This window comes from Nitrospirota bacterium (assembly GCA_030684575.1).
GTDB lineage: Bacteria > Nitrospirota > Nitrospiria > Nitrospirales > Nitrospiraceae > Palsa-1315.
The window spans coordinates 57,914-76,128 of record JAUXVD010000015.1 but is presented as its reverse complement, the minus strand read 5'-3'; the positions used below and the strand labels follow the sequence as shown (position 1 = coordinate 76,128).

Genomic DNA, 18,215 nt, shown 5'->3' with positions numbered 1-18,215 from the left:
CAATCCCCGCATTTCTTCAGGGTGAGCATTCGTGCCCTGTCTGTTTTGCCGGCGCTCTATCATAGAGCCTGAGCGGTCGGCGTACGAGCGTGGCATCTTCCTCACCGGCATCCCGGATTTCTGATTGACGAAAGCATCTCATGGCCGAAGAGCTTCTCCCTCCAACACAGACCATCCTCGAGCGCCCCTATATGAAGTTTGTGCCATTTGGCGTGGACGAACGAGGTGAACGGATCAAAGATGTAAGCGGGATGATCGTCCACGATAACGTGGAGTATTTGGAAGAATGGGTGACGCGGACGAAAGGCGTGGATGCCGCGGCACGAGCTATGGATGACCTGTGCCGCTTGCTCAATGACCGGATACGAGATCCCGCCTATCATGTCACCCTCGACCAGTTGAAGAATGTCTGGAACAGCTACTCCTATGAGTTTACGTCCTATCTGCGTGAGTTCTGCCGGGAACAGTCGAGAGATCCTGATTTTTACATGAACGTGGGCCGGGAGAAGCATATCTCCCCGTTGATTCAGACGTTGGGACGTCCGTTCAGCCTGGCGCAAATCCATCGCATGTTTCCCTACTTCGCGCGGAAATATGCCAAGGATCTTGAGTATTCGGTGCTGGAGGTGACGGACACCTCCGCAGTGCTGAGAATGAACCTCACCGCGCGGGTCTTTGAGCAGTTCGGCCCCTATCGTAAGGCATGCACCGCGCAGATTTGTGAATCGACGAAGGGGCGATTCGCGATGGTGCCGCCTCGCCTGCATCTGCTTCCCGAATCACGAGTGGTCGATCGAGCCTGTATTGTGAAGGGTGACGATTACTGTGAATGGGAGGTTCGGTGGGAACGTCAAGCCAGACGATACTCAGCCTGGCCTCTTTGGGGTATGGGCGCCGGTCTCGCCACGGCCGGGCTGATGCGCCTAGCCTATCCGTCGATGAGTCTCGGGGAAGTGATCCTGGCCGGTCTCATTCCGATATCCGTCGCAGGGATGCTCATCAACCGGCATCTTCGGCAGGAGAGCCAACAGCGTGAGGCGCTGATTCGTGAGCAGATCACGGTTGTGGAGTCGCGCCACGAAGAGTTGCGTACCGCCTACCTGGAACAGGAGCAGACGCGGGTCGAGTTGCGCCGAAAAGTGGCTCAGTTGACGGCCCTCCATCGAGCGGGACTACATTTCAACTCGACGCTCGATCGAGAGGCGCTGATGCAGAAAGTGCTGGAAACTCTGACCAGCGATCTCCCGTACGATCGGGTGATGGTCTCGTTTTACGACCCGATCCGTCATGTCGTGAAGGATGCGCGGGCATTCGGCGTCTCGCCTGAAATTCAGGCGTTTGTGCGTGCGCGAGAAATTCCTGTGACCGATCCCATGAGCCCGGAAGGCGTTGTGCTCATCCAGGGCCAGCCTCTGTTGATCGGGGATCTGCAAGCCGTGTGGGATCGCATTCATCCATTGAACCAACAGCTGGCTCTGTTGACCCAGGCGAAGGCGTTGATCGCCGTCCCCTTGAAAACGAAAGATCGGATTCTTGGCAGTCTGACGGTCGATCGTATGCAGGAGAATAGTCTGACGCAGGACGATCTCGAGTTGATGATGACGGTGGCTAATCAAGTCGCCATCGCCTTGGACAACGCGTCCGCGTATGAACAAATCGAAGAGTTAAACCTGGGCCTTGAAGCCAAAGTCCGTGAACGCACGGCTGAGCTGGAGCAGGCAGATCGCTTGCGGTCGCAATTTCTTTCGCATGTTTCGCATGAACTGAAGACGCCGCTGACTTCGATCAAGGGGTTTTTACAAAATCTGTTGGACGGACTGACGGGGCCGCTGAATGAGAAGCAGCAACGCTACTTATCGCGGATGTTGGACAATGCCGAGCGATTGATCCGCATGATCGAGGACTTGTTAGATCGCACCAGGATTCAGTCCGGGAGATTGGATCTTGTGCCGAGCGAGATCGATCTGGGGTATTGTGTCGGCGATGCGGTCGAGCAGTTGCGCCTATTGGCCCAGGCCAAACGTCAAACCTTGGAGATGGTTGCTCCCCCTATCCCCCTGATGGTCTGGGCAGATCGGGATCGGCTGATTCAGATACTAACAAATTTGCTGCAGAATGCGGTGAAGTTTACCCCTGAGGGCGGCAGCATTCTGGTGACGGTGCGGCAGGAGAATCAGATGCTCGCAGGAATCTCCGTGCGCGATACGGGGCCTGGTATATCCCCAGAGTTTCTCGATCAGATTTTCGATCCCTTCTTTCGGGTCAAGCAGGCCCGGAGCGGTACGAAAGGGCTGGGTTTGGGTTTGTCGATTGTGCGGACGTTGGTGGAGTTACAGGGAGGGACGATCGTTGCGAAGAGTGAACTGGGGCAGGGTGCGGAGCTTTCGTTCACCATTCCGTTACTTCCTGCCATGGCCGCGCCGTTGGCTGGCGCATCCGCAGAAGCGCCTCGTATTTTGATTGTTGAGGATGATCCGGATATTCGGCAGCTCTTACAGGATCGTTTGCGAGCGAGGGGCTATCGTGTCCAACTGGAAGTGGACGGAGTCCGAGCCTTGGAAGCCGTCCGGGCCGAGACATTTGAGGGCCTGATTCTGGATATCGGTATTCACTCTATGGACGGGATGGATGTGCTGCGGCAGATTCGGCGATGGGATCAGCAGATTCCCATTGTGATGGTGACGGCGTCTGGGTCCAAGGAATTGGCTATTCGTGCGATCGGTATGGGGGCGCAAGCCTATGTGCTGAAGCCGTTCGATATCGACGAACTCGAACGGATTGTCGACTGCTGGTTTAGACCGTCGGAGCAGAGGTCGCCAGAGTCTTCGGTGGGGCCAGTCGCACCAGGCGAGTGAGAGAGGGAGGACGATGGTGAAAAGAGGATGGGGCTGCGGGGGGAACAGGTTGGGATCAGTGCGATGGATATGGATATTCGTGCTGTTCATCGTAGGGCTTTGTTGGGTCGTCCTACCGTGGAAGGCGGCGGCACAGGTGCCGCGCATTCAAGGCCAGGGCACCGCGGCATCGGCGATGAGTAATGCCTATGCCGCCCAAGCGGATGACCCCTCGGCTGTACATTACAACCCGGCCGGGATGACACAACTGCAGGGTGTGCAAGTCATGGGAGGGGCCATCATTTCCGGTGGATCCACACACTTCACGAGCCCGACAGGCGTGAATGCTCGTGGTGACAGAAACGGGAGTGCCGCCTGGCCTCCTCCCGGGCACACATTCATCACGGCGAACTTAAAGGATCTCGGGGTGAGGGCTCTGGGCGATCTCACGGCCGGGATCGGTCTGACGGTGCCGTTTGGCTCGCTCACCCGCTGGTCGAACGATGGGCCGTTCAGGACCGCCACCACATTCAACACGTTGCCGCTTCTGGATATCAAACCGACTCTGGCCTACAAGGCGACGGAGAATCTCTCGCTTGGGTTGGGTGCGGATATCTATACGTTCAGTGGACTCGTCGGAGAAGGTCAGGTTGAAAAGCAGTCGGTGTGGCCGGGGGGGCTAGGGATTCCAGCAGGATCGAAGGTGGAGCTGTCCGGCAAAGACACCGCAGCCGGGTTCAATACCAGTCTCTTGTATACGGCGCTGCGCAATGGCGACGGGAAGCCGGTGGCGAACATCGGCATTGTCTATCGTAGTCAGGCCACGCTTCATTTGGCCGGAGCCTTGCTTGCGAATGGCGCCAAGGTCTCGGATGCCAAGGCTACCCTGGTCTTGCCGCAAGTGATCACCGCCGCCATTGCCCTGTGGCCAGTTCGTACGCCAGAGCGGGAATGGAAGCTGGAGATGGACGTCGACTACGTCGGATGGAAATCCGTCAGAAATCTCGATGTGACGTTGGCGAACGGAACGACAATTCCGCAGCCGCAGAATTGGAAGAGTACCTATGCGGTGATGCTCGGAACCGAATACAAGTGGCTGTCGCTGGAATCGCTCCCAAGCTGGGAGATGGCGCTGCGGGCAGGCTATACCAACCAACAACAGCAGATGCCTGATTTAACGTACGATCCAGGGATTCCCTCTTCTGACCTCCATATCGTGGGCGGAGGGGTGGGATTCCTTTGCAAGGAGCAGGGATCGTTTTTGGGGCTGATGCGATGTGGAGATTTAGGTGTGGGATCGCTGAAGCCCAAGGCGATCGGACTTGATCTCTCATTTCAAACGGCGTTCTACGAGGACCGTACGGTGCTGGACAATCGCAACCCGACCGTCAACGGAACCTATCGTACGATGCTGCATGTCGGAAGTGTCTCGATTCGAATGATCTACTAACGAGGATACGTGATGGGCGGGATGGGCGAGAAAGGCGCGATGTAAACCGATTGATCCCCAGCTTGACTCGCTTAGCGCTCTTTTCCCGCTAGTCTCGCACAGTGGATTCGTAGAGGCGGGGGACGCGGGAACCGATCCCGCAGAGGACTTCGTAGGGGATCGTGCCGATCCAGTCAGCGACTTCATCTGCCCAGATAGCTGCGCCAGCTTGCTGCCCGATCAACGTGACGGTCTCGCCAACGTCTACCGGTGGGATGTCGGTGACATCCACCATGGTCATGTCCATGCAGACCAGACCCACAATTGGGGCCCGACAACCCTGAATCAACACCGATCCGCGGTTGGAGAGATGCCGGCTATAACCGTCGGCATAGCCGATGGGCAGTACGGCAATTCGCGTCGGTCTACTCGCGATAAATGTCCTGTTGTAACTGACCGTTCCGCCCCGTGCAATGGTCCGTATGTGGGCGATGGTGGTACGCAGTGAAAGGACCGGTTGAAGGTCAGGAGCTGGTATTGATGCGGGCAGGGTATGGTACCCGTAGAGCATGATGCCGGGGCGTACGAGTGAGTGATGAGATTCAGGGAACCGGACGATGGCGGCACTGTTGGCCGTATGTACCAGCGGGAGGGGAAGGCCGCGCCGCCTGGCCTGCTCCAGGATGGCCTCAAATACACCAAGCTGTCGCTCGGTGAAGGCGGTATCCGTTCCGTCTGCGTCGGCAAGATGTGTCATCAGTCCCTCGACGTGAAGCGCACTCCGCATAAGAGGGTTATCGAGGAGCGGGCGCAATTCTTCCGGCGAAAATCCCAACCGCCCCATGCCGGTTTCGATCTTGAGGTGAATCGGGTAGGGGGACGGATGCGAATTGGCCGCTTGTGCTAAGGCATGCAAGATGGATCCATTGCCGATAACCGGGGTGAGCCGGTGCGCAACCAGGTCTTCCAGTTGCTGCTCGAAGAGTGCCCCCAGCACGACGATGGGAGTCGAGAGACCGGCTTGACGGAGTGCGATCCCTTCTTCGATAGAGGCGACGGCAAACCGTCCGATACCCTTGCGTGCAAGGGCGTGAGCGATCTCAACGGCTCCATGCCCATAGGCGTTGGCCTTGACGATGGCCATGACTTCGCAGCCGGGAGAGAGATAGCCTTGGATACAGGAGAGATTGTGGGCGAGTGCCGAGAGATTGACGGTGGCGTAGGTGGGTAGCAAGGTCGAAGCCGCAGTCACACTTCCATGATTTCTTGTTCTTTTTTCTTCACCACGTCGTCGACCTTTTGAATGTATTGGTCGGTCAGTTTTTGAGTGTCGGCTTCAGCCTTTCGCAAATCGTCTTCCGTCAACTTGGCATCTTTTTGCAGTTTCTTCAACTCTTCGTTGCCATCTCGACGAAACCCTCGCACCACGACTTTGGTGTCTTCACCGTGCTTTTTGCAGACCTTACCGAGTTCCTTACGGCGCTCTTCGGTGAGCGGAGGAAGGGGAATGCGAATGATTTTTCCGTCGTTTGAGGGGGTCACGCCGAGGGTCGATCCGGCCAGGGCTTTTTCGATTTCCTTGATCAGATTCGGTTCCCACGGTTGGATCGTGATGAGGCGCGCTTCAGGAGTCGAAATATTGGCCACCTGTTTCAACGGGGTCATGGTGCCGTAGTAGTCGACACGGACACTGTCGAATAGGGCCACAGAGGCTCGTCCGGTCCGTAGTCCAGCCAAGTCGCGCTTCAGAAATTCCAGTGCGGACTCCATCTTTTCCATGAATTTTTGGTGGATAGCGGCAGGATTCGACATACGAGACTCCCTGGAATATTAGCGGCGATCGGGCGTGACAACTGTTCCGATCGCTTCGCCGGTGGCGACGCGTTTGAAGTTGCCTTGTTCCTTCAGGTTGAACACGATCAGCGGTAGATTGTTGTCCATGCAGAGGCTGATGGCCGTCGCGTCCATGACTTTCAAGTTCTGATTCAAGATCGCGAGAAAGGAAATGGTCTGATACTTTGTGGCCGTGGGATTCTTTACGGGGTCGGCATCGTAAATACCGTCGACCTTGGTTCCCTTCATGATGACCTGTGCCCCGATTTCCATCGCTCTGAGTGCGGCGGCTGTATCGGTCGAGAAGTAGGGATTGCCCGTGCCACCGGCAAAGATGACGACACGCTTTTTCTCAAGGTGACGAATGGCCCGGCGGCGGATATAGCCCTCTGCCAACTGACGCATTTCGATTGCCGATTGGACGCGCGTCATGATGCCGATGCGCTCAAGTGCATTTTGCAGTGCTAAGGCATTGAGGACGGTCGCGAGCATCCCCATGTAGTCGGCAGAGGCCCGTTCCATGCCGGATGCGCTGGCGGCAATACCGCGGAAGATATTGCCGCCGCCGATGACCACTGCGACTTCGATGTCGAGGGCCACGACGGAGGCAATTTCCGTGGCAAGACCTTCAAGGATGGAAGGTTGGATGCCGTAGCCCTGCTCACCGGCCAACATCTCTCCGCTGACTTTGAGGAGGATGCGCCGATAGTTGGCAGAGCTCATGCTTCGCCTAATTGATACCGGGTGAAGCGGCGGATGTTCATATTCTCGCCGATTTTTGAGATCTTCAAGGCCAGAAGATCTTTGATCGTGACGGCGGTGTCCTTGACGAAGGTTTGTTCGATGAGACAGCTCTCCTGGAAGAACTTCTCTACCTTGCCTTCGACGATCTTTGGCCATGCCGCTGGGGGCTTGCCCATTTCTTTGGCCTGTCCCTCATAGATTGCACGCTCTTTTGCGATCAGCTCGGCGGGAATATCTTCTCGTTTGACGTAAGAGGGTTTTCCCGCGGCGACCTGGAGGGCCAAGTCGTTGACGAAGGATTTAAATTCTTCGTTTCTGGCCACGAAGTCGGTTTCGCAATTGACTTCGATGAGCACGCCGATTTTTCCACCCATGTGGATATACGCGTGGATAAGGCCTTGGTTGGTCTCACGGCCTGACTTTTTGAGTGCCGCGGCCAAGCCCTTCTGCCGCAGGTAATCCACAGCTTTCTCCATATCGTCGCCGTTCTCGGTGAGGGCTTTCTGGCAGTCGAGGAAACCGGCTCCGGTCTTTTCTCTCAGTTCTTTGACAAGCTGACTTGATCCAGCCATACGTGACGGTCCTTTTTAGTAAACAGTGAGTGCCGTAGTTGACCTATGCCATGCCGGACGTTATGAGGCCGGCGTGCTTGCAAGGCTCATGGCTGCTGGTTTGCCGCCGGCCACAGGCGCTGGTTTAAAGTCCGCCTCTTCGCGCTGTGCCCGTATATTGGCGCCTTCGATACAGGCGTTGGCAATAAGGGACGTGATGAGCTTAATGGAGCGAATGGCGTCGTCGTTTCCAGGGATCGGATAGGTGATGTGATCTGGATCGCAGTTCGAGTCCAGGATCGCGATCATCGGAATCTCCAACCGTTTGGCTTCCTGCACGGCAAGGTGTTCGATGCGGGTGTCGAGCACGAAGACGGCTCCGGGGACGCCGCGCATGTCTTTGATGCCGCTCAGATACTTCTGAAGCTTGACGATCTCTTTCTGCATCTTCATGATTTCTTTTTTCTTCAAGCCGTATTGGCTGGGATCCGCGAGTTTGGTCTCCAGCTTCTTCATCTTATCGATGCTCTTCCGGATCGTCTGGAAGTTCGTGAGCATTCCGCCGAGCCAACGTTGGTTGACGAAGAACATGTTGGCGCGCAGGGCTTCTTCTTGAAGGATCTCGGCAGCCTGTCGCTTGGTTCCGACAAACAGGACCGACTGGCCGGCGGCGACGGTGTCGCGGACGAAGGCATAGGCCTGCTCCATCCGAGCCAATGTTTGCTGAAGGTCGATGATGTAGATGCCGTTACGTTCGCCAAAGAGGAACTTCTTCATCTTTGGGTTCCACCGATTCGTCTGGTGTCCGAAATGGACACCCGCTTCTAGCAATTCCTTGATCGAAACCACTCCCATGCCTTCACCTCCCCTCAAGACTTGCAGAGCACCCGCTGACGCAGATGAGGGGGACTGGCCCCCTTATTCTCAAGTCGAGCGACGTCCATGACGCCGATATGAATTTGATACGGTTCCTCCACGCACAAAATTATGCGAGAAGGAGACAGTCTCCTGACTACTAAAGCCTTGGCACGCTAGCATAATGACGTTGCGTTTGCAAGACGACAGGGTGGAATTATGCCCTAGGATCGATAGCTTGCGTTAATACGGACATAATCGAACGACAGGTCGGTCGTCCACATATGGGCTTTATGACGGCCTTGCCCCAACCCCACGGAAATCGTAAATTCTTTCTGGCGGAAGACCTTCGCAATGCGGCCTTCTGCTGCGAGTCCGAGTCCCATGCCGCCTTGTACCATTGGGACTCCGCCAAACGAGACTGTCAGCTTCGCGGGAGTAATGGGGACTCCTGAGCGGCCGATTGCGGCCATGACGCGCCCCCAATTGGCATCCTCTCCGAAGAGAGCCGTTTTCACCAAGTTTGAAGTGACAACGGTTTGGGCAACCTGTCTGGCTTGTGCCACAGTGGCTGCGCCGGATACCTCAATCTTCACGACTTTAGTGACTCCCTCGCCGTCGCGGCAGATCGCCAGCGCTAGCGCCTGACAGGCTTCTGTCAGGAGTTGCAAAAAGCGACGAAAGGCAGGGGTGTCTTCCTTGATGGTGCGGTTCTCCGCCATGCCGTTTGCTAAGCAGAGGACGGTGTCGTTGGTGCTCGTGTCTCCATCGACCGAGATGCAATTAAATGATTCGTTGGCCGCTAACGTGAGGGCCCGTTGGAGGGCGCTCCTCGTGATTGAGGCGTCCGTGGTGAAGTAGCCCAGCATCGTGGCCATGTTGGGATGGATCATGCCGGAGCCTTTGGCCATGCCGCCGATGGTGATCAACCGTCCACCGATAGTGTCTTGAAGGGCAATCGATTTCGGACGTAGATCAGTCGTCATAATCGCTCGGGCGGCGTCTGGGCCTCCACGATCGCTGAGCTGGCTGAATACGTTCGGGATTCCCTTCATGATTCGATTGAGCGGCAAGACACGGCCGATCACGCCGGTCGATCCGATGAAGATCTGGTGCGCGGGGACTCCTACGTATCGTGCGACCAAGGTTGCGGTTTTTTTTGCGGCAGCCAACCCCTTGGCACCGGTACAGGCGTTTGCGTTACCACTGTTGACGAGAATGGCTCGCCCGACTCCTTTGCGTAAATGTAGGCGATCGACGACGACCGGTGCTGCGACCACTTGATTCATCGTGAAGACACCGGCAATGGGGCCGCTCCGTTCTGAGACGACCAGCGCGAGATCGAGTAGGCCAGGCTTCTTGATCCCGCAATGGATGCCGGCAGCGCGGAATCCTTGTGGCGCAGTAACTCCGCGTCGCGGAGATGTGGGTGATGTCTTCTTGGTTCTCATGGTGAAAAAGCCGTCCTGGTCTATATGCCTTATGGATAGGCTGCTGGAGCCGTCAATCCTGTTTCTTCCGGGAAGCCGGACATGAGATTCATCGCCTGAATGGCTTGTCCGGCGGCACCCTTCACCAGATTATCCAGCGCGGCCACTGTAATGACTGAACCGGAACGGGGGTCGAGATAGACGCCGATGTCGCAATAGTTTGAACCTTTGATGTAGCGAGGATTTGGCATGATGTCTTCCTGGACTCTGACGAATCGCTCCCCCTTATAAAAGTCTCGATACAGCATGCGCAGGTGGTCCAGTGCCATCGGGCTCTTCAGTTTGCAGTAGGCGGTGCTCAAGATACCGCGATTCATCGGAACGAGGTGAGGAGTGAATGTCACGATCGGCTGTGTCGTCCCTGCTCCCGTCAGCGATGAGGCCCGCTGAAGTAATCCACCGAGCTCCTGTTCGATCTCCGGGATATGCCGATGCTGCCCGATTTTGTAGGGCTCTAGAGATTCATGGGCCTCCGGAAAATGATAGGGGAGAGCCGGGCTTCGCCCTGCGCCTGAAATGCCAGATTTCGCATCGATGACCACAGTGTTCGGTTGCACGAGGTCGTGGGCGAAGAGTGGGGCCAACTGTAGAATGGCAGCAGTCGGGTAACAGCCTGGCGAGGCCACCAACTTGGCCTTGGCGATGGCGGCTCGGTGTAATTCAGGAAGTCCATAGACTGCATCCTTCAGGAGGCCCGCATAGGTATGCGGCGTGCGATACCACTGCTCATAGATGGCGGAATCTTTCAGGCGATAGTCGGCGCTGAGGTCGACCACCAGTTTGCCTGTTTGAAGACAGGCGGAAACTGGCTCCAATGACTTGGTATGAGGAAGCGCTAAAAAGACCGCGTCGACCTGATCGGCTAAGGCCTCGGGTGAGAGCGCTTGAAATGAAAGAGATACGAGCCCTGCCAGACTAGGGAAGACGGAGGCCACGGGGGTTCCAGCGGACTTTTCCGATGTGACGGCGTGCAGCTCGAAATATGGGTGGAGCGCTGCCAGGCGGACGAGCTCCGCTCCGGCATATCCACTGGCTCCTGCAATTGCGACGCGTATCTTTTTCATCGCCCTCACCTACGGCGCACCCCGCAGACACAAAAAAAGGGAAGGCATGGAGCCTTCCCTTTTTCTGACTGTGGCTCCGATGTTTATCGCTTCGAGTACTGGAACTTCTTTCTCGCGCCCTTTTGTCCGTACTTCTTCCGCTCTTTGACGCGCGAGTCACGTGTCAGCAAGCCTTCTTTCTTCAGAGGCGTACGGAGGGGGAGGTTCAGCACCACCAATGCACGTGCGATTGCATGACGGAGGGCGCCGGCTTGTCCGACTTCTCCGCCGCCATGTACGGTGGCTTTAATCGAATACTGCCCGACGACTCCGCCGATTTCGAGCGGGAACTGGATGATCTGCCGCAAGGTCAGGCGTGGGAATGCCTTCTCAATCGGTTGATCGTTGATCGTAATATCGCCTGCCGTCCCGGTGACCCAGGCTCTGGCGACTGCGCATTTGCGTCGTCCGGTTGCATATTGAGTTACTGCTGCCATGCTACAACGTCTCCTTCTTCACTCTCGGTGATGATTGATTACAGTGTAATGGGTTCCGGTCCTTGGGCCTGGTGCGGATGAACGGGTCCGACATAGACGCGGAGTTTCTTGGCCATGCCATTTCCCAACGGGGTCTTCGGTAACATGCCCTCGATCGCTTTGGTCAAGAGGATCGTGGGGTCTTTCCGGAAGACATGCTGCGCCGATTCGGTCTTGAGTCCGCCAGGGAACCCGGTATGGTGACGATAGAGCTTCGTAGTCATCTTGTCGCCGGTCAGGTGGATCTTCTCGGCATTCACGATCACGATATGGTCGCCCATGTCGACATTGGGGGTAAAGGTCGGCCGGTGTTTGCCGCGTAACATTCCTGCCACGCGGGCTGCCAGGCGGCCCAGTGTTTTTCCTTCTGCATCCACGAGATACCACTTCTCTTGTACGTCTAAGGGCTTTTGTTGGTAGGTCAACATTGTGTTTCCGTGCTCCTTCGCTAACGAGTGAATCAGGTTTCCTGTACTTCCGGTGTGCCGATATTCTTCGATTCGAGTTTTGCCAGCCAGGCGTCGAGATTGGTGGTGCTCCGCCGAGTCAATACGTCCTGGGTGATATAGATAGGACAATGAGCTCGCAACGCCAGGGAAATCGCGTCACTGGGTCTGGCGTCGATGGTCCGCTCCACGCCCTTGTTTGCGACATACACGGTCGCATAATAGGTACTGCTTTTCACGTCGGAAATGACAACACGCTGAATCGTGACGCTCAAGTGTTCCGCGAAACTCTTGATCAAGTCGTGGCTCATGGGGCGCGGTGTGACCATGGCATCGAGCGCTAACTTAATGGCATTGCCTTCCGCGGATCCGACCCAGATCGGAAACGTGTCGAGGGCACCGTCTTGTCTTGCCAGTACGACGATTCTGGTGTCGGTATTGGCTTCCTCGAGAATGCGGTCCACCCGGTATTCGATCAGGGTCTGCTCTTTGGATGGATTGATGGTGCTCATGTCGGGTGTCCTTGAATCAGGAGTCCAGTTTGCCGAAATCTTCCGGTTTAAGATTTTCCAGCCACTGTTCAAGTTCCTCGGAGCTTTGTTTCGTAATGACGGTATCATTGGCAAATACCGGTGCATTGGACCGAAGGGCGAGTGCAATCGCATCGCTAGGTCTGGCATCGACGGTATATTCTGAGTCTTCGTACATCAAGTGAATCTTTGCAAAGTAGGTATGTTCTGACAGATCTGTAATGACCACGCTGATGACTTTCGCATTATAGGCATCGAGAAACGACTTCATGAAATCGTGCGTCATCGGCCTGGGAGGCGTGACATTTTCCATCGCCATACTGATCGCCCCGGCTTCTGACTTTCCGACCCAAATGGGGAGCATGTCGGAATGTTCTTCGTCTCGGAGCACCACGATATACGCGTTATTGTAGGGGTCGAACATTAACCCCTTGATATGCATCTGTGTAATCACGACAAACCCGTTCCTCTTCCTCGCTTTTTAAGGTCGCGAGGCAGTGCCCATCATCCATATGGATGGATCAAGAAGGGGGCAACTTAGCATTTCTGTCACAGGCCTGTCAACGAAGCCTGCGAGATCGCTAGAGAAATTCACGCGAAAATCTCTATTACTGGCAGAGGGGAAGTATTGGAGCCCACCGAGTGTCCGTCAGGCTTAGGCTTGCGGGCGAAAGTTCTGATCGATTTTTGCGGTGTCAATTTGCTCGCCAAGCTTCAGAAACGCTTTCATCTGTTTCTTGACGAGTTCTCTGCCGCTTTCCTCGCCCAGGTTGACCTGATACTCATTGATGACCATGACCCGCATACCTTCCCATTTTTTCCAGCAGGGCTTGCAGACCTTGGCTTTAATCTCGGTTTCGAGCTTTCCCATAAAAAGGGTGTCGGTGATGGCTTCTCCTGCTTGTCCGCACGTGACGCACTGAACGTCTGCCATAATCTAAGGATCCTCCTGCACAGATGTATGAAGTGGGTAGAGGCGTTAGTGTAGCACTGCGTTCAGGTGTAAGAAAAGAGGGGAGATTGATTGACCCGCACATGGCTTCGTGTTAAGAATGTGCGGCGTTTTATTTGTGGATTATGGTCTATGCCCGGATGGCGGAACTGGCAGACGCGCCGGACTCAAAATCCGGTTCTCGTAAGAGAGTGGGAGTTCAACCCTCCCTCTGGGCACCATCAGTCAGTGGTAGCAGTGTGGGGATATGTATCTATGGGTTTTCTGCGGTTCGTTCAGTTAGTCGATCTGCGTGAATCAATAACGAATTCAAAGCAATTATGCCACTTGACATGTCGGATATGGGTGGCCTATAGTCCGCGCGTTAAATAGTGATGAGGAGATTCTAACCTGATCATGTTGGTCCAATATCTTGTTGTCCGTCATTTCACTTCATTCTCTAATCTCACCAAGGAGGCAGCACATGCATAAAGTGTTGGCACTAGGAACGGCAATTGTTTTTGTCGGTTCCGTGGGTGTGTCATTCGCTCAGGAGCGCTTGCAAACGAACCAATCCGGTATGGGCGTCGGTACCGGAGTTGGCGATGTGTCAGGATCAAGCACTCGAGTGACTACCTTCGATCGAGCCAGCTTCCTCGATCGGTTGTCACAGGCAGAAACCATGTTTGGTCGCGTGATCGGATTTGATCTTGCGGCCAAAAAAATGTACCTCGAGATGGGTGGAAGCTCCCACGATGAGGGACGTGCAGGTGGTGGCGCGATGAACTACCGCACAGTGTATTTTGATAACCATACCAATTACGATCAGCTTCGTGTGCTTGATGCCGGTGACGATGTCACGATTCAGGCAATCGAGGAAACAGATGAGAGCCATCCGTTTGGCACGGGCCGTAAAATCGTCCGAGAGGTCACCGTTATTCGAGGGAATGAGAAGCTCGCTGGTAACGGCGGACTTGGGCAGCGCCCGAATCCGGCGACCGAGCGCGCGATTAACACGAATAGCGGCTCCACGACTGGTGGGGTTGGCGGTGCGGTGTTGCCAGGAGAGATCACCACTGGTATCACCAGCCCGGTTGGTGAATATACCGGTGCCGCTCCTTGCTGGGCCTGTGAACCGCAGCCGGGATGGGGTAATGCAGTCGGCAACAAGTCAGACTACGGGACGGACTATCAAAAGCCGAACTTGGTCAAGGGTCTGAACTAAGTCGCAATACATTTTGTGGCTCTATGGGAAGGGGCAGCGTTTCGCTGCCCCTTCTTTTTTTGTCTGCCTTGCCTGCCATGAAGCATCGTGCTTGCGGGGTTGCCGACTCCTTGTTAGGATTTGAGTCCTGCCTGTGTAAGAAGAATGGCTTGGACAGAGGGGAAGGAGAGACCTGTGGTTGGAGATGAAGAGAAAGGCACGATTGTGACGGATCAACCGAATGCCGAGTTGGATTTGCGAGGAGTGATCTGCCCCTACAACTTCGTCAAGACGAAATTGAAGTTAGAAACGATGGAACAGGGACAGATTCTTTCAGTACTGTTGGATGATGGCGACCCGATTCAGAATGTTCCTCGCAGCGTGAGCAATGAGGGCCATAGCGTCCTCTCGCAGAACCGCGTCGAGGGGGCCTTTCGAGTGCTCATCCGCCGCCGCGGCGACGAGTAGTGCGGGGTATTGTTCCGCTCATCTTTTTCGGTTTTGATCCTGCTCTGTGCCCTTCAATCACCACCGTCACAGCCGAGTCTTTCGGTACCTGTCTGACCTGATCGAGCAGCTCCTCAGACCTTCCGCGCAGAAGAGTTTCCTTGGGCGTCGTGAGATCTATCGCAATGGCAACCTGTCTATTGGGGAGGATTTTGACCAGAGTTTGTAGCAGTCTTCTGAGGGCTCCTGAGGTCACATAGAAGGCAAGCGTTCTGCGCTCCTTGCGAAGTTTGGCGAGGAATGTTGTGAGACGCAAGCTGGATGACGGCAGGCGTCCCTCAAAAATGATTGCATCGCCAGAAAATCCTGAGATGGCCGTAGCGGCCGTCATGACAGAGGGGCCCGGGATCGTTTTAACCATGATTCCTGCTCGATGGGCCGCCGCCACAAACAGACTGCCTGGGTCGTAGATCACCGGGGTGCCGTTGTCTGAGACGAAGGCCACATCATGCCCCTGCGTGAGTCGATGCAGAAGGAGCTCTACTTTTTCTTGGCGATTGAGCGGGCCGTAGCTCGTGATCGTCGCGATGATGCCGTGATGGGTCAGGAGTGCCTGGGTCACGCGTGGATCTTCTGACGCAATAATCGAGACTCGGCGCAACGTGGCAAGTGCCCGAAGCGTGATGTCGTCAGGGTGGCCAATTGGCGTGCCGACGATGTAGAGGGTGCCGGGTATCTTCCGATCGTTTGGTTGACTCCCATCTTGCCCCATCGATATAATTCCTCGTTTCATGCGTGTCTTTTTGTCCTGAAAAGTTGAGGGGATAGCACTCTATGGCCGCCATGTTTTTCATGGTGACGATGGCCCTGTATTTTGCGGCCACCGTTTCTTTTCTTGCTTACCTGCTGTGGCCTTCAGAGGCCTTGTCCAAAGTCTCGTTGGGCATGACAGCGATCGGGTTTGCTGCCCATACTATTGCGCTGGTGGCGAGAATGGTCGGAACGGCAGACGTCTCGCCGCCCGGGTTCCATGAAGCCCTGTCGTTTTTTTCCTGGATGCTGATCCTCGTCTTTCTTGCTGTAGAGTTTCGTCATCGTCTGCATGTGCTTGGTTCGTTCATCGTTCCACTGGCCCTCGTGTCGCTCGTCTCTGCCGCGGCATTGCCAGAAACCGCTCCGACGTTGAGTCCTGTGTTTCGTACATTGTGGGTCCATGTTACCCTGAGCATGCTCGGGACCGTGGGGTTTGCGATCGCTTTTGTGGCTGGTGTCATGTATCTGATTCAGGACGGACTTCTCAAGTCTAAACGCTTCAATGTTCTCTATTCAAAATTGCCTGCGCTGGATTTTCTCGATCATCTCAATCAGCAATCGATCGTGATGGGATTTCCGCTGCTGACGCTCGGCATCATCACCGGGGCGTTGTCCGCCGAGTTCTCTCGGGGGTCGTACTTGAACTGGAACCCCGAACAAACATGGGCATTGGTAACATGGGTGTTCTACTTCGCCGTGTTGCTCGGACGACTCACGGTGGGCTGGCGAGCCAAACGGGCAGCCTATTTGACGATTATCGGATTTGCCGGAGTGATTCTGACCCTCATTGGCGTGGTCCTCAAAAGTCACGGACCGGTGTCTTGAAATGCATATTGTCGTTGTCGGTTTAAGCCATAAGACCGCCCCGGTGGAAATTCGCGAGAAGCTCGCGGTTCCTGAGAGCCGGATGAGTGAAGCCCTGACCCGTCTCTGTTCGTATCAAGGGGTGCGCGAAGGAATATTACTGTCGACCTGTAATCGGGTCGAGGTCTATGCCGTCGTTGATGAAATCGAAGCCGGGTACGGTCGTATCCAGGAATTCATGGCCGATGCCCATCTGTCTCTGTCTTCGGAACAACTGACCCCCCATCTCTACTGGCACCAGGGGGATCGGGCGATCAGCCATTTGTTTCGCGTGGCCTCTAGTCTCGACTCGATGATTGTCGGCGAGTCGCAGATTCTTGGACAGATTAAAGATGCGTTCGAGGTGGCGCTCACACACAAGTCGACTGGCATCATTCTGAATAAAGTCGTGAAGAAGGCAATCTCCGTCGCCAAGCGTGTGCGGACGGAAACCAAAATTGCCGAGATGGCGGTGTCGGTGAGTTATGCCGCGGTCGAATTGGCCAAGAAGATCTTTTCGGATCTCAGCGAGAAGACGGTGTTGTTGGTGGGGGCGGGGGAGATGGCCAAGTTGGCGGCTCGACATTTTATTGCCAGCGGGGTTCGTCATGTGCGGGTCACGACGAGGAATCCGCAACATGGAATGGAATTGGCCGATCGATTCGGCGGTACCGCGGTTCCCTTTGAACAGTTTCGGGAAGACATGGCGTCTGCCGATATTGTGTTGGTATCGACCGGTGCCTCGCATTATCTCGTAAGCGAGGACGATGTGCAGCGATCGGTCAAACAACGGATGAATCGCCCCATGTTCCTGATCGATATCTCGGTCCCGCGCAATATCGATCCGGCGGTGCGTCATGTGGATAATGCGTTTCTTTTCGACATCGATGATTTGAAGGCGCGGGTTGAACAGAACCGCGGGGGGCGCTTGCTGGAGGCCGAGAAGGCCGAGCAGATGGTGGTAGATGAAGTCGGGATCGTCCGGCAATGGCTCCAGTCGCTCGAAGTAACCCCCACCATCATGGCGCTTCGTACGAAAGCCGATGAGATCAAACGGGCAGAGGTCGAGAAGACTTTGGGACGATTGGCGAATCTCTCCGCGCCCGAGCGCGAACTGGTCGAGGCGATGGCGTCCTCGATCGTGAACAAGCTCATTCATAACACGATGGTGACGCTCAAGACCGAGGTGAATTCCTCGGACGGGGCTGCGTTCGTCGAGGCGGCGAGGCGATTTTTCAGTCTTGGCGATGCTGCTGGTTCGACCATCAACGGGAGTGCCGTAGAGAGCAATATCCAGAGTCACGAAGAGACGACTCCAAACGCTGGCGTGAAGACACCGGATCGATGAATGCACCAATTTTATGGGGAAGACCCGCACAGGGCCGAAACTCTTTACCTGTCCCAAATGTCGAAAGGCGTACCTGGGACATGACCCTCTACCCGATTGCCCGGCCTGCGGGTTCGACTATCGCGAGCGGGAGGGGTTTCGGTGGGATGTGCTGGTCTACCTCTTGTCGATTCTTGGGTTGATCAGCTTTTTACTCGTCTCGTCCTCCTATAGAAGTTTCGTCAGCGAGACCTTGTCCAGCGAGACGTCACGGGCGGACCACGACAATGTAGAGAAACTCCCGGGCCGCGAACGGGCCGCGACGTTTCCTACTCCATATCATGATACGAGTCGGTGAA

20 protein-coding genes and 1 tRNA gene are annotated in these 18,215 nt (G+C 55.6%); 8 read left to right on the top strand and 13 right to left on the bottom strand.

Annotation, left to right across the window (positions count from 1 at the left end; translation table 11 throughout):
* Positions 1-140 precede the first annotated feature (140 nt).
* Both Q8N00_11690 and Q8N00_11685 read left to right on the top strand, forming a co-directional pair.
* Complete coding sequence (locus Q8N00_11690; protein MDP2383454.1) at positions 141-2,855, top strand: response regulator; 2,715 nt, start codon at positions 141-143, stop codon at positions 2,853-2,855.
* Positions 2,856-2,934: 79 nt separating this feature from the next.
* The gene (locus tag Q8N00_11685; protein MDP2383453.1) at positions 2,935-4,284 is read left to right on the top strand and encodes an outer membrane protein transport protein; all 1,350 of its coding nucleotides are present in this window, start codon (positions 2,935-2,937) and stop codon (positions 4,282-4,284) included.
* Between the two features lie 88 nt (positions 4,285-4,372).
* Here Q8N00_11685 and alr read toward each other — a convergent pair whose 3' ends face one another.
* The 12 genes from alr to Q8N00_11625 form a co-directional block, all read right to left on the bottom strand.
* On the bottom strand, positions 4,373-5,515 hold the full coding sequence (alr, locus tag Q8N00_11680; GenBank protein MDP2383452.1) for an alanine racemase: 1,143 nt from the start codon (positions 5,513-5,515) through the stop codon (positions 4,373-4,375).
* Positions 5,512-6,075: a ribosome recycling factor gene (frr, locus tag Q8N00_11675; GenBank protein MDP2383451.1), complete on the bottom strand. Its 564-nt coding sequence runs from the start codon at positions 6,073-6,075 to the stop codon at positions 5,512-5,514. The genes alr and frr overlap by 4 nt, the downstream gene beginning before the upstream one ends.
* 18 nt (positions 6,076-6,093) lie before the next feature.
* The gene (pyrH, locus tag Q8N00_11670; protein MDP2383450.1) at positions 6,094-6,819 is read right to left on the bottom strand and encodes a UMP kinase; all 726 of its coding nucleotides are present in this window, start codon (positions 6,817-6,819) and stop codon (positions 6,094-6,096) included.
* Entirely contained in the window at positions 6,816-7,412 is a 597-nt protein-coding gene (tsf, locus tag Q8N00_11665; protein MDP2383449.1) for a translation elongation factor Ts, read from the bottom strand. The genes pyrH and tsf overlap by 4 nt, the downstream gene beginning before the upstream one ends.
* Positions 7,413-7,472: 60 nt before the next feature.
* Entirely contained in the window at positions 7,473-8,246 is a 774-nt protein-coding gene (gene rpsB, locus Q8N00_11660) for a 30S ribosomal protein S2 (GenBank protein ID MDP2383448.1), read from the bottom strand.
* A gap of 224 nt (positions 8,247-8,470) precedes the next feature.
* Entirely contained in the window at positions 8,471-9,697 is a 1,227-nt protein-coding gene (gene argJ / locus Q8N00_11655) for a bifunctional glutamate N-acetyltransferase/amino-acid acetyltransferase ArgJ (protein ID MDP2383447.1), read from the bottom strand.
* Positions 9,698-9,726: 29 nt separating this feature from the next.
* Positions 9,727-10,800 (bottom strand): N-acetyl-gamma-glutamyl-phosphate reductase, encoded by a 1,074-nt coding sequence (argC, locus tag Q8N00_11650; protein MDP2383446.1) that lies wholly within the window; start codon positions 10,798-10,800, stop codon positions 9,727-9,729.
* An 83-nt stretch (positions 10,801-10,883) separates the two neighbouring features.
* Positions 10,884-11,276 carry a 30S ribosomal protein S9 gene (gene rpsI, locus Q8N00_11645; GenBank protein MDP2383445.1) on the bottom strand — a complete coding sequence of 131 codons (393 nt, stop codon included), beginning with the start codon at positions 11,274-11,276 and terminating at the stop codon, positions 10,884-10,886.
* Between the two features lie 38 nt (positions 11,277-11,314).
* On the bottom strand, positions 11,315-11,743 hold the full coding sequence (gene rplM / locus Q8N00_11640; protein ID MDP2383444.1) for a 50S ribosomal protein L13: 429 nt from the start codon (positions 11,741-11,743) through the stop codon (positions 11,315-11,317).
* A gap of 32 nt (positions 11,744-11,775) precedes the next feature.
* Entirely contained in the window at positions 11,776-12,273 is a 498-nt protein-coding gene (locus Q8N00_11635; GenBank protein MDP2383443.1) for a bifunctional nuclease family protein, read from the bottom strand.
* Positions 12,274-12,289: 16 nt separating this feature from the next.
* Entirely contained in the window at positions 12,290-12,745 is a 456-nt protein-coding gene (locus Q8N00_11630) for a bifunctional nuclease family protein (protein ID MDP2383442.1), read from the bottom strand.
* A gap of 201 nt (positions 12,746-12,946) precedes the next feature.
* Positions 12,947-13,225, bottom strand: a complete 279-nt coding sequence (locus Q8N00_11625) for a Fe(2+)-trafficking protein (GenBank protein ID MDP2383441.1) — start codon at positions 13,223-13,225, stop codon at positions 12,947-12,949.
* Positions 13,226-13,377: 152 nt separating this feature from the next.
* Here Q8N00_11625 and Q8N00_11620 point away from each other — a divergent pair.
* From Q8N00_11620 to Q8N00_11610, 3 genes are all read left to right on the top strand, one after another.
* Positions 13,378-13,464 (top strand) — tRNA-Leu (locus Q8N00_11620).
* A gap of 242 nt (positions 13,465-13,706) precedes the next feature.
* Positions 13,707-14,447, top strand: coding sequence for a hypothetical protein (locus Q8N00_11615; GenBank protein MDP2383440.1), 741 nt, complete (start codon positions 13,707-13,709; stop codon positions 14,445-14,447).
* Positions 14,448-14,621: 174 nt separating this feature from the next.
* Positions 14,622-14,894: a sulfurtransferase TusA family protein gene (locus Q8N00_11610; GenBank protein ID MDP2383439.1), complete on the top strand. Its 273-nt coding sequence runs from the start codon at positions 14,622-14,624 to the stop codon at positions 14,892-14,894.
* Here the strand turns inward: Q8N00_11610 and Q8N00_11605 are convergent.
* A complete protein-coding gene (locus Q8N00_11605; GenBank protein MDP2383438.1) occupies positions 14,869-15,666 on the bottom strand; it encodes a 16S rRNA (cytidine(1402)-2'-O)-methyltransferase in 798 nt (265 codons plus the stop codon). The two genes, Q8N00_11610 and Q8N00_11605, sit on opposite strands and share 26 nt — an antisense overlap.
* A 41-nt stretch (positions 15,667-15,707) precedes the next feature.
* Here Q8N00_11605 and ccsA point away from each other — a divergent pair, with 41 nt between their 5' ends.
* The 3 genes from ccsA to Q8N00_11590 are packed head-to-tail and all read left to right on the top strand — an operon-like array spanning position 15,708 to position 18,214.
* Entirely contained in the window at positions 15,708-16,511 is an 804-nt protein-coding gene (gene ccsA, locus Q8N00_11600) for a cytochrome c biogenesis protein CcsA (protein ID MDP2383437.1), read from the top strand.
* A 1-nt stretch (position 16,512) separates the two neighbouring features.
* Complete coding sequence (gene hemA / locus Q8N00_11595) at positions 16,513-17,877, top strand: glutamyl-tRNA reductase (GenBank protein ID MDP2383436.1); 1,365 nt, start codon at positions 16,513-16,515, stop codon at positions 17,875-17,877.
* 13 nt (positions 17,878-17,890) lie between these two features.
* On the top strand, positions 17,891-18,214 hold the full coding sequence (locus Q8N00_11590; GenBank protein MDP2383435.1) for a hypothetical protein: 324 nt from the start codon (positions 17,891-17,893) through the stop codon (positions 18,212-18,214).
* The last annotated feature ends 1 nt before the right edge of the window (position 18,215 follow it).